Here is a 14,699-nt window from a genome sequence, read left to right as displayed (position 1 = left end):
GTCCCCCCTGCGCCCGGCACCCCCCACCAGCTCGGAAAGGTGCATCGACCCATGCATGTCTCCCTCTTACGTCGAGTGCGGGCAGCGGTGACGGCGCCGCGGCTCGCGGTGGTGCTGCTCGCCGTGGCGCTTCCCGCGCTCTTCCTCACCTCCGTCCAGGCCGAGGTCCAGCCTCGTCCGCAGGCCGTCTCCGTGCAGGCCGTCTCCGTGCAGGCCGTCTCTGTGCAGGCCGTCTCCGTGAAGGCCGCGGAGCAGGTGCTGACCTGGACCGCCGACGACAGCATGACCGCGTACAAGACGGCGCCGGAGTCGGCGACGGCGGGCCCCGCCACCATCGTCTTCGAGAACAGCACGGCAACCGGCAACACGACCGGCATGACGCACACGCTGACCTTCGACGTCTCGACCCCCGGCTACAACCACGACGTCAACCTCAACATCATCGCCAGCCCCTTTGACGCCGACGGCGGCCGGCACGTCGCCCAGGTGAACCTCACCCCCGGCAAGTACCGCTACTCCTGCGTGATCCCCGGACACGGCCAGATGGTCGGCGAGTTCGTCGTCACCGACGGCGGGGGCGAGGACACGACCGCGCCGCAGGTCGCCGCGCAGGTGGCGGGCGACCAGAACGAGGAAGGCGCCTACGTCGGCGCGGCGACGGTCACGATCTCGGCAAGCGACACCGAGTCCGGCGTGGACAGCGTCGAGTACGCGCTCGACGGCGGCGAGTTCGCCGCCTACACCGCCCCGGTCTCGGTCGACCAGCCCGGCGAGCACACGGTGACCTTCCGCGCCACCGACAAGGCGGGCAACACGTCGGAGGTGGGCTCGGTGACGTTCACCGTGGCGGCTCCGCAGGGCGACGACACCACGCCGCCCGAGGTCACCGGGGAGGTGACCGGCGACAGGAACGAGGAAGGCCAGTACGTGGGCGCGGCGACGGTGACGCTCACGGCGAGCGACGCCGGGTCCGGCGTGGACACCGTGGAGTACTCGCTGGACGGCCAGCCGTTCGCGGCGTACACCGAACCGCTGTCGGTGGACCAGCCCGGCGACCACACCGTGTCGTACCGTGCCACCGACAAGGCGGGCAACACCTCGGAGGTGGGCTCGGTGACGTTCACCGTGGCGGCCTCGCAGGGCGGGGACACCACCCCGCCGCAGGTCTCCGCGCAGCTCTCGGGCCAGCAGGACTCGGCGGGCAACTACGTCGGCTCGGCGACCGTGATGCTCTCGGTGAGCGACACCGAGTCGGGGGTCGCCACGCTGGAGTACTCGCTCGACGGTGAGCCCTACGCCGAATATCCGTCCCCGGTGTCGGTCACCGAGTCCGGCGCGCACACCTTCGCGTACCGGGCCACCGACCGGGCCGGCAACACCTCGCCGGTGGCGACGCTGCGGTTCACCGTGGTCTCTCCCGAGGACGACACCACGCTGCCGCAGGTGGCGGCCGCGCTCACCGGCACCCAGGACTGGGCCTGGAACTACGTGGGCTCGGCGACGGTGACGCTGACGGCGAGCGACGTCGGGTCAGGGCTGGACAAGGTGGAGTACTCGCTGGACGGCCAGCCGTTCGCGGTCTACACGAAGCCGCTGAAGGTCGACCAGCCCGGCGCGCACGTCCTGTCGTACCGGGCCACCGACAAGGCGGGGAACATGGTGGTCGGCACCGCCCCCTTCATGATCGTCGAACCCGCCGCCGAGTAGTTTTCGAGCTCCGGCCCCGGGGTCCCGGGGCCGGACGGAAGCGCGGCTCAGCCGCGCTCGCGCATCGTGAGGAAGCAGACGGCGGCGGCCACCGTCAGGACGGGGACGCCCACGAGGATCGGAGCTCTCAAGCCCCACTCCGCCGCGACCAGGCCGCCGAGGAGGGCGCCCAGCGGGGAGGCGCTCATCACCGCGGTCATCGCGGCGCTGCTCACCCGGCCGAGCATGTCGGCCGGGGTGAGTCGCTGGCGCGTGGTGCGGGCCACGACCGCCCAGACGCCGAACGCGCCGCTTGTGACGATCAGGCCCCCGGCCACCACGACGGGGGAAGAGGTGAGGCCGATCATCAGCTGCCCGATCGCGGCGGAGCCGAGACACGCGGCCAGCGCCCCCGCCGGGCTGATCAGGCGCGTGACGCGGGCCGCCAGGGCGCCTCCCGCGAGGCCGCCGATCGCGCCGACGCCGAGCAGCAGGCCGTAACCCCAGGCCGGGAGGCCGAGGACCGCGGGCACGTACAGGACGAGGACGGCGAACCAGACGCTGTCCATCGCGGCGAACACGGCGCGAACCCGGACCGGCCGAGCAGCGTCAGACGTCTCTTGTCCTGCTCGCGGCGGAGCGTGCCGGCCTTGGCCTCCAGCCGGCGCAGCGCCCGGAAGCGCCGGTTGTACTGCCGTTTCGACACCTCGATGCCGGCCGCCGCGCGTTCGGCCCGGTCCAGGCGGTCGTCGAGGAAGTCGCCGTGCCCGGTGAGCCAGCCGACCTCGTCTCCCACGCGTGCGGCGAACCCCATGAGCGCGTCCGGCCGGTCGCCGTCCACCGTGGACGCCTCCTCGGGCACCTCGAACAACCGCGCCGTCGCCGCCACCTGCCGCGCCCCGCCCACGGGCCGGGCGAAGTCCTCGCTCATCGAGGTCGCGTACCCGCGCCGCGCGCCGGAGTGCTCCGCCGCCCGCTCCAGCAGCTCGCGCTCCCGATCGGTCAGGCCCGGTTCCGCGCGCAGGACGAGCTCGGCGATGTCCTCGGGACGCCGCCGCTGATCGAGTGACGCGTGCAGCTCCGCCAGAAGCGCGTGATCAGTCACGCTGCTCATTATGACCATGGTCCATCACGGCCACTGGGCGGCGCTGCCGATGGGCCGATCGGGCACTCCAGGCAGACGACGAGATATGCGTCGCCGATCATGAGGCCGCTGGGGGGCCGGTCAGCTCGGGGAAGATCTCCGCCACGTCGTACGGGGGCGGCGGCGTCGTCAGGCCCACGTCTTCTCCTCCGGTCAGGTCAGGGAGTGACGGTACCGAACCAGCGGGACAGTTCGGTGGTCAGCTCTGACTGGGTGTCGCCGGTCCAGGCCACGTGGCCGTCCGGGCGGAGGAGGAGGGCGGGGGCGGGCAGGCCGGCGGTGCGGGCCGCGACGTGGTCCACGCGGTCCGTCCAGCCCTCGGCCGAGAGGCGGCCGGTGCCGTCGAGGAGCAGGGCGCGGCCGGAGCGCATGCGCGGGTAGAGGCGGCCGTCGCCCAGGTCGATGTCGCGCAGGCGGCGTCCCACCAGGCCGGAGCCGGGGCCGAAGTCGTAGCGGACGCCGATGGCGGTGAGCTGCTCGGCGAGGTACGTGCTCACCTCGTCGAACCGCAGGAGCCGCCCCAGCAGCCGTCCCACCGCCCTGGGGCCTGGCTCGGCGGACATCAGGTGCATGCGGACACGCGTTTCGTCCAGCACGCCGGCGGCCACCGGGCGGCGTTCGGCCTCGTAGGTGTCCAGCAGCCCGTCCGGCGCCCAGCCCGCGACCTCGGCGGCCAGCTTCCAGCCGAGGTTGAAGGCGTCCTGGATGCCGAGGTTCAGCCCCTGCCCACCGGCCGGCGGATGGACGTGGGCCGCGTCCCCGGCCAGCAGCACCCGGCCCGCGCGGTAGCGGTCGGCCAGGCGGGTGGCGTCGCCGAAGCGGGACAGCCAGCGTGGGGCCCGTACGCCGAAGTCCGTGCCCGCGACCGCCTTGAGCGCCTGCCGGAAGTCCTCAAGCGCCGGCGGCACGGCGCGGTCCTCGGCCACGTCCAGCGCGGGCACGACCACCCGGTACGCCCCGCCGCCCAGCGGCGCCAGGCCGAAGCGCGGCTGTGTCTGACGGATCCGCGCGACGGCGGCGGCGATCGCCGACGGGTCCTCGTCCGCCTCCATCTCGCCGAGCAGCGTGTCCATCCTGCTCGGCTCGCCGGGGAAGCCGATGCCGAGCAGCTTGCGCACGGTGCTGCGGCCGCCGTCGCAGCCCGCGAGGTAGCGGGCGCGCAGGCGCGTGCCGTCGCTCAGCTCGGCGGTCACGCCGTCGTCGTCCTGGTCGAGGTCGGTCAGCTGGGCGCCGCGCCGGATCTCGGCGCCCAGCCCCGCGGCGTGCTCGGCCAGCAGGCGTTCGGTGACGATCTGCGGGATGGCGAGCAGGTAGCCGTGCGCGGTGTCCAGATCGGCGGGCGCGGGCCGGTCCGCCCCGCCGAGTGAGACGCGCAGCGGGTGCCGGCGGCCGTGGTCGAGGAAGCGTTCCAGCAGGCCGCGCTGGTCCATGATCTCGATGCTGCGTACGTGCAGGCCCTGCGCCTTGGCGTACGGGGCCGGCTCGGTCTCCTTCTCCAGCACCAGCACCCGTACGCCGTGCAGCCGCAGCTCGGCCGCCAGCATCAGACCGGTCGGCCCGCCACCTGCGATGATCACGTCGAACATGCGCTCCAGTCTGGGCCGTGCCCGGGGTCTTGCCGCAAGCCCCGGGTCGCGCTATAGCTTGGAAGCGGCAGGGGGGACGCGATAGACCGACACGTGCGAGCGTGACTCGGCGGTGAACTCGGCTCCCGCCCAGTCCGCGTGCCGGGTCTCCAGCTCCATTCCGGCCAGCTGAGCCATGAGGTCGAGTTCGGCCGGCCAGATGTAGCGGTGCGGGCTGCGGAACAATTCGGCCTGCCTGCCCTCGGAGAACCTGAAGTGGTGTGAGACGACGTGCTGGCGCAGCACGTCGTAGGTGTACAAGCCGATGTAGCCGGGCTCGGAGTGCCGGACCGTGGCCTGCCGCCCCGGGGGCAGCTCGCGCAGCTCGGGTACCCACAGCTCGATCACGAACCGGCCGCCGGGGCTGAGATGCCGGGCGGCGTTGCGGAAGCACGCGACCTGTTCGGCCTGCGTGAGCAGGTTCGAGATGGTGTTGTAGATGAGGTAGACGAGCGTGTACTTCCCCGGGGCCGTGGCCGTCGCCATGTCACCGACGACCACCGGGATCGTCGCCTCGTCCGCCTTGGCACGCAGTTGGGCGATCATGGCGGGTGACAGCTCGATGCCGGTGACCGGCACCCCGCGCTCGGCGAGCGGCACGGCCACCCGGCCGGTTCCGATGGCGAACTCGAGCGCCCGCCCGTCCCCGGCGAGGCCGGCGAGGCGGTCCACCGCTGGCCCCAGGACCTCGGGGGCGAACATGCCGGTGCCCGGCGTGTCGTAGCGCTGCGCGGTCTCGGCGTCCCAGATGTCTTCCTGTCGCATGCCGGCCACGGTGCCAACGAGGCGCCGGTGATGTCCACCGAAATGACGGCCGACGCCGGTGACGGCGTCGGCCGTGCTCGGAGATCCGGCAGGTCAGTGGTCGTGTCTCCGCAGGATCGGGCGCAGCACCTTCTCGTACGCCTTCGCGTACGTCGCCATGCCGAGGTCGCTCGGGTGCGAGCCGTCCACCAGCTCCTCAGGCCCGGGGAGCTTGTCGGCCGAGAGGTAGGACAGACCTCTGACGCCGGAGGCGCGCAGGTTCTCGTAGGCCGTGCGCAGGGCGGCCGCGTTCTGGGCGTTGCGGGTGCGGCGGAACTCGACGAACTGGCCGTCGCCGTACCGGCGGTCCTCGACCATCACGATGGGCGTGTCGGGGCGGGCGGCGCGCAGGATGCGGATGAAGGGTTCTGCGCGCTCGGAGATCTGCTGCGGGTTCATGTTGGGGGAGCTGTCGACCACGTAGACGGACGCGTCGAGCTCGGTGAGGAGCTGGGCGATCTCGGGCTCCATGCGCGCGTTGCCGGAGAAGCCGAGGTTGATGGTGGGGACGTCGAAGCGGCGGCCCAGGAGCGCGGTGATGGACATGCCGGGCCTGGACGCGACGCCGCCCTGCATGATCGAGCTGCCGTAGAAGACGGCGGGCGGGGTGGTGCGCGGCGCGACCCCGAGGAACTTGGCGCCGGCCTGGACGCCGATCTCCAGCCGCTGCGGGCTGTTGTAGAGCGGCAGGTACGCGGTGTAGAGGCGCTCGCCCGGATCGACCGCGATGCCCATCTGCTGGTCGACGTTCTGCGCCGCCGGGTGCGTGTTGGCGAGCCAGGCGTCCTGGCCTTCCGGGGTGCGCGCGTACAGGTCGACGCCGCTGTGGCCGATGGCGGGCATGTGGTACATCGCGACGGTGGCCAGGCTGAGCCGGTAGCGGGCCCGGAAGATGGTCGAGTCGGTGACGAACCGGGTCAGGAGCCCCGAGGAGTTGCGGCTGCGCACCCAGACCTCGGGGGTCACGACGCCTTCCGCCTTGGCCGGCAGCCGGTCGTAGTAGGCCGCCGTGTCGGACCAGCCCTTGCCCTCGACGCCCCAGTGCGAGACGTCGTACCAGGCGATGTCGCCCTCGACGCTGGGCGTCACCTCGACGAACTCGGTGGGCCACGCGGCGGGCGGGTGCGGGACGGCGGCGTTCGCCGGCGTCGGTAACAGGCCGGGGATCGCGAGGGCGGCGCCGCCGGCGCCCGCGAGCCCGAAGAGATGACGTCGATTGACCATGTGGTTGCCCATCGGTGCTCCCTTGTCGGAACGATGCTGCTCAGGGCTGAGGCCGGTCGGGGGGAGGCGCGGGTCGGGGCAGGGTGGTCATGCGTCGGCCCTGATGCGACGATGATCGGACCCGGCCTGACGGTCGCGGCCAGCCATGGGACGGAGGAGTGGCGGTGGCGTCAGCACGCCCCGCCCTGGTTCACCGGAAGGTCATGATTCTTCGGTGACTGTAAGAGTTGGTATACAAGTCGTCAATACCAATCCGTGGCCGTGACGTAAAATGCGGGGGAAGTGCGGGTGTCGCCATAAAGAGGCCATAGAGGGCAGGAGGGGGTGGACGTGAGCGACGCGGACGCTCGTCGCGGGCGCAAGCACAACATGGTCCGCGAGCGGATCATGAGCCTGCTCGAAGACCTCAACGTGGGAGATCCGATTCCGCCCGAGCGGGTGCTCGAAGAGGACTGCGGCGTCTCCAGGCTCACGGTGCGGCGCGCCGTCGACGACCTGGTCAGGGACGGCCACCTCATCCGCAAGCAGGGCAGCGGCACCTACGTCGCGCGGCCCACGATCACGCAGTCGCCGACGGCGTCGTCGTTCTCCATGGGGCTGCGCAGGCGGGGCATCACGCCCTCCACCCGCGTCGTCGGCGTGGAGCGCTCCGACGCGGGCGTGCGCATGAGCTGGCGGCTGCAGATCGCGCCGTCCGACACGATCGTGACGATCCGCCGGCTGCGGCTGGCCGACGGCGACCCGATCGCGCTCGCCACCACGACGCTGCCCGACGCTCTGGTGCCCGGCCTGCCCGCCGACGAGCTGGAGGAGAAGTCCCTCTACCAGTTGCTGTCGGAGAAGTACGGCCTGAAGGTGGCGGCCGGCACGCAGACCATCGAGCCGACGGTGCTCAGCCAGGAGGAGTCGGCCGTGCTGGACGCGCCGCCGTACTCTCCGGCGTTCCTCTTCAGGACCGCGACCCGCACGTCGGACGGCGTTCCCATCGAGTTCACCCAGACGTTGTTCCGCGGCGACCGCTACATGATCACATCGGAGCTGGACCTGACGGCGACCCCTGAGGAGGACCTCGGACACCCCCGCGGAGTGACCCACACGGCGACGTCTCTGGGATGACGAGCAGCCAATTGGTCTACAAGAGGTATTGACACCTCGCGTCACAGATAACACCATTTCGTGCATCGTGACCTTGCGTCCCCTTCCTGTGGGCGCATCGATCCGAAGGCGGTCACTCATGCACAAGTCCCTGTTACGAGTCGCCGCAGGCGCGCTCTCTCTCGCACTCCTCATGTTCGGGTCGGCCTGCGGGTCCGGCGGCGGCGACGACGCCGCGTCCGCGTCCGGCGGCGGCACGGTGACCTGGTACACGCCGATGCCGGAAGAGCCCGCCCGGCGGCTGGCCGAGGCGTTCACGGCCGAGACCGGCACCGAGGTCGAGGTGCTGCGGCAGAGCGCCGGCGAGCTCCTGGCGCGGCTGAAGGCCGAGGCGGGCCGTCCGGCGGCCGACGTGATCGGCCTGGCCAGCGGGGACGCCGGACCGCTCGCCAAGGAGAAGCTGATCCGGTCGTTCAAGCCCGCCGCCGAGGGCATCGACAAGCGGTTCGTCGACCCCGAGGGCTACTGGCACGCCAACGAGCTCATCCTGATGACCGTCGGCGTCAACGCCGACCGGTGGAAGGAGGAGACCGGCGGCGCCCCGCTCCCGACGACGTGGGACGAGCTGCTGCGCCCCGACCTGAAGGGCCAGCTCGTCATGCCGAACCCGACGCTGTCCGGCACCGGGTACACGTTCGTGGCGACGCAGATCTTCCGCCACGGCGACGAGGCGGGCGCGTGGAAGTTCCTCGACGAGTTCCACAAGCTGATCGGCCAGTACACCGACAGCGGGGGAGCGCCGTCGCAGCTGGTCGCCACCGGCGAGTACGCCGCCGGCGTCTCCTTCGCCCACGACCTGCTCAACGTGCGCGGGGCCGGGTTCCCCATCGAGCTCGTCTACCCCAAGCCCACCGGCGTCGTCATCTCCGGCAACGCGCTCGTCCAGGGCTCGCCGAACCCCCAGGGCGGCGAGAAGTTCGTCCAGTGGCTGCAGGGCAGGAAGGCGTCCCAGATGATCGTCGACCTCGTCCACTCCTACCCCGTGCGCAGCGACGTGGACCTGCCCGACGGCGCGCAGGGTCTCGCCGAGCTCGACCTGGTGGACTACGACCCGGTACGCGCGGGTGAGATGCGCGACGCGGTGTCCAAGGAGTTCGCCAAGCGGTACGGGGTCTGATGCCCGTGCCTTCGACGACCCAGCGGACCGTCGTACCGGAAGAAAGGACCGAGCGGGCCCCCGGGACCCGGCCTGACTGGCAGCGGCGCAGTCGCCGCCGCCTGCTGGCCGACCGGATCACGGTGGGCACGCTCGTCGCCTACGTCGCCGGCCTGCTCCTCCTCCTCGTCCTCGTGCCGACGGTCGCCATGCTGTTCGAGCCCGACGGCGAGGCGTGGAGCAGGCTGGCCGAGCCGCGCGTGGCGACGGCCGCGAAGAACACCGTCGTCATCGGTGTGGCCTCGACGCTGAGCGCCACCGTGGTCGGCTTCCTGTTCGCCTACGCCCTCAGCCGGCCCGACATCAGGGGCCGGGCCGTGCTGCGGGTGATGGCCCTGCTCCCGCTGATCTCGCCGCCGTTCGTCGTCGGCCTGGCGGTGCTGCTGCTGTTCGGGCGGCGCGGCCTGATCACGCACGAGCTGTTCGGTCTCGACATCAGCCTCCTGGGGCTCGGCGGGCTCTGGCTCGTGCAGACGCTCGCCTTCTTCCCCATGGCCACGCTGACCCTGCTGCCGACGCTGAAGAACATCGGCTCCACCCTGGAGTGGGCCAGCCGGGACCTCGGCTGGACCTGGTTCCAGACCTTCCGCCGGGTCACGCTGCCGCTGGCGTTCCCCACGATCCTGAACGCGCTGCTGCTCGTCGGCATGTTCGTCATCACCGACTTCGGCAACCCCGTCCTCATCGGGGCCGGGTACCAGGTGCTGTCGGTCGAGGCGTACGTGCAGGCCGTGGGCCGGCAGGACTTCGGGATGGCGGCGGTGCTGTGCGTGCTGCTGTTCGTACCGACGCTGATCCTCTTCCTGATCCAGCGGCGCGTGCTCGCGCGGCGCTCCGCCGTCACCGTGTCGGGGAAGACGGGCAGCCTGCCGCCCGCGCCGCTGCCCGCGGCCGTGCGGCGCGGCCTGCTCACCGTCCTCGGCCTGGTGAGCGTCCTGATGATCCTCATCTACGGGAGCATCCTGGTCGGCTCGTTCACCCGGGCGTGGGGCGCGGACTGGAGCCTGACGCTGGACCACTGGCAGACGGCCCTCCTGCGCGGCGACGACATCCGCAACTCCGCGCTGTTCTCCGCCACGGCGGCGATCATCACGACGATCAGCACGCTGGTCGCCGCGTACGTCGTGCACCGCACGCGGGTCTTCGGCCGGGGCGTGATGGACGGGCTCGCGGTGCTGCCGTCGGCGATCCCCGGGACGATGATCGGCATCTCGTGGCTGCTCACGTTCAACGAGCCGCCGATCGCGCTGACCGGCACCGCGCTGATCCTGGTGCTGGTCATGGTCGTGCGGGCCATCCCGGTCGGCTACCGGACCGCGGTGACCACCATCAACCAGATCAGCCCGTCGATCGACGAGGCCGCCACCGACCTCGGCGCCTCGCGCGCCCGGGTCATCGTCCAGATCATGTTCCCCCTGCTGGGCGGCGCGTTCACCACGTCGCTCGTGTTCGGGTTCCTCCACGCGATCAACACGCTGAGTGCCGTGATCTTCCTGACCTCGCCGGGCATCGGCCTGGGCGCGCCCACCATCGTCAACCTCGCCGAGTTCGGCCAGTGGGGCGCCGCGACCGGCGTCGCGGCCGGCCTGATGGTGGTCAGCTTCGCCGGGCTCGCCGTCGCGAAGCTCGCCCTCGGCTCCCGGCTGCGGCTCTACGACCTGTGACACCTGCTGATGGAGATTCCATGATCGAACTGAAGGCGTTGTGCAAGTCGTTCGGCGGGGTGCCGGCCGTACGCGACCTCGACCTCGTCGTCGGCCGCGGCGAGTTCCTCTGCCTCCTCGGCTCCAGCGGGTGCGGCAAGAGCACCACGTTGCGGATGATCGCCGGGTTCATCCAGCCGGACAGCGGGAGCGTGCTCATCGACGGCGTGGACGTGTCGGGGTACGGCCCCGACGCGCGGCCGACGTCCATGGTGTTCCAGGACTACGCGATCTTCCCGCACCTCACCGTCGCGGAGAACATCGAGTTCGGGCTGAAGGCGCAGAAACTGGCCAAGGACGAGCGGGCCCGGCGCACCGAGGAGGCGCTGGAGCTGGTCGGCCTCACGGGTCTCGGCGGCCGGCGGCCGAACGAGCTGTCGGGCGGCCAGCAGCAGCGCGTCGCGGTCGCCCGGTCGCTGGCGATCCGGCCGTCGGTGCTGCTCATGGACGAGCCGCTGTCCAACCTCGACGCGAAGACCCGCATCCAGTTGCGCACCCAGCTGCGCGAGATCCAGCGCGACACCGGGACGACGATCGTCTACGTCACCCACGACCAGGAGGAGGCGCTGGCCCTGGGCGACCGGATCGCCGTCATGAAGGACGGCTCGCTCGAACAGCTCGGCAGCGGGCACGAGATCTACCTGGCCCCGTCCAACGGGTTCGTCGCCGACTTCGTCGGCATCACGAACTGGCTGGCGGGGGAGTACGCGGGCGGCTCGGACGAGTCGTGGGAGGTGAACGTCGCGGGAGCGGTGCTCCCCGCGACGCCCGCGAGCACGTCGTCCTCCGTCTCGCCCGGCTCACCCGTGGACGTGTCGGTACGCCCCGAGGACGTGTCGCTCAGCGAGGAGGACGGCCCCGGCGCGGGGGCGCTGCGCGGCGTCGTCCGCGACGTGCAGTTCCTCGGCCCGGTCGTCCGCACCTACGTCGAGGTCGGCGGCTCGGTCGTGATCGTGCACTCGGCCCAGAGCGGCTGGTCGCCGGGGGCGAAGGTGCGGCTGAGCATCGGCGAGGGAGCGGCGCGGGCGTTCCCCAGGGTCGAGGGCGCGTGGCGCCCGCCGGAAGCCGCCGCCCGTCCCGTCGTCGCGGCGGCGGCGAGCTGACGGCATGGGCATCGCACACGAAGAGGCGGACCTGCGCGAGCTGCTCGTCGAGCGGAGACTGTCCGGCGGCATCAGGACCGTCCGCCGGCAGTCACTGGCGTACGCGCACAAGATGCTCAAGGGAGACCTGGACAACACCTTCGGCCTGGAGGACTGGCGTACCGCGGCCATCGACGAGGTCGTGGCCGCCGTCGAGGCCGGCATCGGCGACCGCATCACCGACGGCGACCCCGAGCTCGGGTACATCGCGCCCGAGCACACGCTGGCCGGCATCAGGGCGCACGCCGACGCCCTCGCCCCCTTCCTGCGGGACGGCGGCGGCACGGTGCTGCTGGCGACCGGGCACCCGACCGGGCTGCTCGACCACTACGCCGACCTGGCGCGCGCGCTGCGGAACGCGGGCAACGGGATCGTCCGCGTCCTCGACGACCACCGGCTGGACCGCGCCGTCGGGGCCCACGCCGCCGGCGAGACCGGGATCCGGTTCTTCGGCGGGGTCGCGTGCGCCTTCCACGACGAGGCGATCCTGCACACCCACCGGCCCGACTACATGGAGGCCATGATCGCCGCGGTGGCCGGCGGCGGCGCGCGGATCGATCTCGTCATCGCCGACCACGGCATGGCGGGCGCGGCGATCGCGGCCGGCCTGCACACGCTGTCGATCGCCGACGCCAACGACATCGCCCTGTTCCTGGCGCACGCCAGGGGACGGCACGAGCCCGTCCTGCCGATCGAGGACAACTTCACGCCCGCCGAGTTCGCGCCGGTGACGGCGTACATGCTCCGGCGCGCGGCCGGTATCGCTGTTTGAGGAGGATGGTCATGTCCCGTCGTGGTTTGCGGCGCTGGAGCCTGTTATCTGCGGCTCTCGCTCTCGTCCTGACCGGCCCGGCGTACGCGGCGACGCCGCCGCCCGCCGCCGCGGCGGTCGTCGTCGAGGGCCGCACCGAGACCTACCGTGAGACCCAGCCGGTCGCTCCCGGCGTCGAGCTGAGCACGGTCGAGCTGTACGGGCCCGACGGCGCCACCGGGGAGCCCGGCTGGCTGCAGACGTACCAGATGTCCGTCGACCTCAAGGCCGGCGTGCAGATCGGGCGGCTGTTCCCCGGCCAGGTCGCCGCGCGGCGGCCGCTGCTCGACATGGCGCGCGAAGCGGGCGCCATCGCGGCGACGAACGCCGACTACTTCGACATCGCCGCCTCGGGCGCGCCGTGGGGCGTGGCCGTCCAGGACGGCGAGCTGCTGCAGTCGCCGCTGCCCAACACGAAGGCGACGCAGACGAACCAGACCGCGGTGATGTTCTCCGAGGACCAGATCGGCGCCATCGGCGAGATCGTCTTCGAGGGCACCGTCAAGCTGCCCGGCGGGACCGTCCCCCTGGACGCGCTCAACAAGGCCGAGCTGCTCAAGGACCAGATCGGGATGTTCACCCCGGTCTGGGGCACCTACTGCCGCTGCCATCCGGTCAGGGGCGTCGCGCGGACCATCGAGGTGGTCGTGCGCGACGGCGTCGTGACCGAGGTCGTGGACGTCCCCCGCGAGGGCGCGATCACCGAAGGCGCGTTCGTGCTGGTGGGACGGGAGGCCGGCGCCGACGCGCTGTCCTCGCTGCGGGTCGGCGATCCCGTCTCCGTCGACTACGCCGTACGCGCTCCCGGCGACATGAAGGTCAAGGCGGCCGTGAGCGGACGCCAGCTCATCGTCGCCGACGGCAAGCCGCTCCAGCTCCCGCCCGAGAACAACACGCCGGAGCCCCGCACCGCCGTCGGGTTCTCCGCCGACGGGACCAAGATGTGGCTGGTCGCGGTGGACGGCCGGCAACCCGAGTTCTCCCGCGGCGTCGGGCTGGACGAGCTGGCCGAGATGATGGTGAAGCTGGGGGCGCACACCGCGCTCAACCTCGACGGCGGCGGCTCGACCACGCTCGTCGTCCGCGAACCGGGCCAGCAGCAGGTGGACCTCGTCAACCGGCCGTCGGACGCGGCGGGCACCCGTCCCGTGCCGACCGGGCTGGCCATGTTCCTGCCCAAGGGCAGCGGCAAGGCCAAGGGCTTCTGGGTGAGCACGGCGACCGAGCGCGACCGGTTCCCCGGGCCCGAGGCCGCCGCGTCGTGGCGTACCGAGCGGGTCTTCCCCGGGCTCACCCGCCGGCTGACGGCGGCCGCGTACGACGAGACGTACGGGCCCGCCGACAAGCCCCGCAACGTCAGGCCGCAGTGGCGGGCCGGCAACGGCCGGGTCGGCCGGGTGGACCGCGACGGCGTCTTCCGGGCGCTGGCGTCCGGTGAGACGACCGTGACGGCCAAGCACGGCAAGGCCGCCGGCGACATCGGCCTCACCGTGCTCGGCCCGCTGGCCCGCCTGGAGACCGGCACCCGCCGCATCAACCTCCTGACCAAGGACGCCCAGGGGACCTTCGAGGTCAACGGCGCGGACGCCGCCGGATACGCCGCCCCCATCGACCCCGCCGACGTCCGCCTCACCTACGACAAGGCGGCGCTGGACGTGACCCCGACCGGCGACGGCGCGTTCACCGTCACCGCCAAGGCCGCCGAGGGCGAGCACGTCGTCACGGTGACCGCCGGCGGCGTGCGGACCGAGCTGGTCGTCGGCATCGGAACCTCCCAGGACGTCGTGGACACCTTCGACGACACGTCGAACTGGGACTTCTGGAGCCTGCGCGCCACCGGCACCGCCTCCTCCACCCCCGACGGTCACGCCGGGAACGGGCTGAAGCTGGACTACGACTTCACCCAGAGCACCGAGACGCGCGGCGTCGGCATCTGGCCGTCCGCCAACCTCCTCCCGGTGGCCGGCCAGCCGACGGCGTTCAAGCTGTGGGTGCGGTCGGAGGGCCACGACCAGCGGACCCGCCTGGAGGTCGTCGACCGCAACGGCACCCTGCACACGATCGAACCCGCCTTCATCACCGAACCCGGGTGGCAGCAGATCACGTACGACGTGCCGGACGGCATGGCGTACCCGGTGAGCCTGCGCCGCATCTTCTTCAACGAGATCAACCCCGACGCCCGCTACACCGGCACGCTGGTCCTGGACGAACTGACCGCCGTGGCCGCCGGCTGACCCCACCTGGACGCG

12 protein-coding genes are annotated in these 14,699 nt (G+C 71.9%); 7 read left to right on the top strand and 5 right to left on the bottom strand.

What is annotated here, in order from left to right; all coding sequences use genetic code 11:
* The first annotated feature begins 51 nt into the window (after positions 1–51).
* Positions 52–1,707 carry an OmpL47-type beta-barrel domain-containing protein gene (locus tag ACFFR3_RS01040; protein WP_379482442.1) on the top strand — a complete coding sequence of 552 codons (1,656 nt, stop codon included), beginning with the start codon at positions 52–54 and terminating at the stop codon, positions 1,705–1,707.
* Between the two features lie 47 nt (positions 1,708–1,754).
* Here ACFFR3_RS01040 and ACFFR3_RS01035 read toward each other — a convergent pair whose 3' ends face one another.
* The 5 genes from ACFFR3_RS01035 to ACFFR3_RS01015 form a co-directional block, all read right to left on the bottom strand.
* Positions 1,755–2,219 carry an MFS transporter gene (locus ACFFR3_RS01035; protein ID WP_379482441.1) on the bottom strand — a complete coding sequence of 155 codons (465 nt, stop codon included), beginning with the start codon at positions 2,217–2,219 and terminating at the stop codon, positions 1,755–1,757.
* Positions 2,111–2,791: a hypothetical protein gene (locus tag ACFFR3_RS01030; protein ID WP_345388556.1), complete on the bottom strand. Its 681-nt coding sequence runs from the start codon at positions 2,789–2,791 to the stop codon at positions 2,111–2,113. The genes ACFFR3_RS01035 and ACFFR3_RS01030 overlap by 109 nt, the downstream gene beginning before the upstream one ends.
* Before the next feature lie 197 nt (positions 2,792–2,988).
* Positions 2,989–4,416, bottom strand: coding sequence for a rifampin monooxygenase (gene rox / locus ACFFR3_RS01025; protein ID WP_345388554.1), 1,428 nt, complete (start codon positions 4,414–4,416; stop codon positions 2,989–2,991).
* A 51-nt stretch (positions 4,417–4,467) separates the two neighbouring features.
* Positions 4,468–5,220 carry a class I SAM-dependent methyltransferase gene (locus tag ACFFR3_RS01020; RefSeq protein WP_345388552.1) on the bottom strand — a complete coding sequence of 251 codons (753 nt, stop codon included), beginning with the start codon at positions 5,218–5,220 and terminating at the stop codon, positions 4,468–4,470.
* Positions 5,221–5,313: 93 nt separating this feature from the next.
* Complete coding sequence (locus tag ACFFR3_RS01015; RefSeq protein WP_364370831.1) at positions 5,314–6,495, bottom strand: SGNH/GDSL hydrolase family protein; 1,182 nt, start codon at positions 6,493–6,495, stop codon at positions 5,314–5,316.
* Between the two features lie 318 nt (positions 6,496–6,813).
* On the opposite strand from ACFFR3_RS01015, the gene ACFFR3_RS01010 reads away from it, so the two are divergent.
* The 6 genes from ACFFR3_RS01010 (at position 6,814) to ACFFR3_RS00985 (ending at position 14,684) form a co-directional block, all read left to right on the top strand.
* Positions 6,814–7,599 carry a GntR family transcriptional regulator gene (locus ACFFR3_RS01010; protein WP_364370834.1) on the top strand — a complete coding sequence of 262 codons (786 nt, stop codon included), beginning with the start codon at positions 6,814–6,816 and terminating at the stop codon, positions 7,597–7,599.
* A 118-nt stretch (positions 7,600–7,717) separates the two neighbouring features.
* Positions 7,718–8,755: an ABC transporter substrate-binding protein gene (locus tag ACFFR3_RS01005; protein WP_379482440.1), complete on the top strand. Its 1,038-nt coding sequence runs from the start codon at positions 7,718–7,720 to the stop codon at positions 8,753–8,755.
* 5 nt (positions 8,756–8,760) lie between these two features.
* Complete coding sequence (locus ACFFR3_RS01000; protein WP_345388542.1) at positions 8,761–10,458, top strand: ABC transporter permease; 1,698 nt, start codon at positions 8,761–8,763, stop codon at positions 10,456–10,458.
* Positions 10,459–10,478: 20 nt separating this feature from the next.
* Positions 10,479–11,600, top strand: a complete 1,122-nt coding sequence (locus ACFFR3_RS00995) for an ABC transporter ATP-binding protein (RefSeq protein WP_379482439.1) — start codon at positions 10,479–10,481, stop codon at positions 11,598–11,600.
* 4 nt (positions 11,601–11,604) lie between these two features.
* Complete coding sequence (locus ACFFR3_RS00990; RefSeq protein ID WP_345388539.1) at positions 11,605–12,411, top strand: phosphatase; 807 nt, start codon at positions 11,605–11,607, stop codon at positions 12,409–12,411.
* 11 nt (positions 12,412–12,422) lie between these two features.
* Positions 12,423–14,684 (top strand): phosphodiester glycosidase family protein, encoded by a 2,262-nt coding sequence (locus tag ACFFR3_RS00985; protein ID WP_379482438.1) that lies wholly within the window; start codon positions 12,423–12,425, stop codon positions 14,682–14,684.
* Positions 14,685–14,699: the final 15 nt, after the last annotated feature.

The sequence above is a fragment of the Nonomuraea salmonea genome (genome assembly GCF_042428605.1).
Classification (GTDB): Bacteria; Actinomycetota; Actinomycetes; order Streptosporangiales; family Streptosporangiaceae; genus Nonomuraea; species Nonomuraea salmonea.
Note: the sequence above shows the minus strand (reverse complement) of the source record. Positions and strands in the feature narration are given on the sequence as shown.

Coding starts and splice junctions, on each gene's coding strand:
- ACFFR3_RS01040 (WP_379482442.1), top strand. CDS start 52: ATGCATGTCTCCCTCTTACGTCGAGTGCGGGCAGCGGTGACGGCGCCG.
- rox (WP_345388554.1), bottom strand. CDS start 4,416: ATGTTCGACGTGATCATCGCAGGTGGCGGGCCGACCGGTCTGATGCTG.
- ACFFR3_RS01020 (WP_345388552.1), bottom strand. CDS start 5,220: ATGCGACAGGAAGACATCTGGGACGCCGAGACCGCGCAGCGCTACGAC.
- ACFFR3_RS01015 (WP_364370831.1), bottom strand. CDS start 6,495: ATGGGCAACCACATGGTCAATCGACGTCATCTCTTCGGGCTCGCGGGC.
- ACFFR3_RS01005 (WP_379482440.1), top strand. CDS start 7,718: ATGCACAAGTCCCTGTTACGAGTCGCCGCAGGCGCGCTCTCTCTCGCA.
- ACFFR3_RS00995 (WP_379482439.1), top strand. CDS start 10,479: ATGATCGAACTGAAGGCGTTGTGCAAGTCGTTCGGCGGGGTGCCGGCC.
- ACFFR3_RS00990 (WP_345388539.1), top strand. CDS start 11,605: ATGGGCATCGCACACGAAGAGGCGGACCTGCGCGAGCTGCTCGTCGAG.
- ACFFR3_RS00985 (WP_379482438.1), top strand. CDS start 12,423: ATGTCCCGTCGTGGTTTGCGGCGCTGGAGCCTGTTATCTGCGGCTCTC.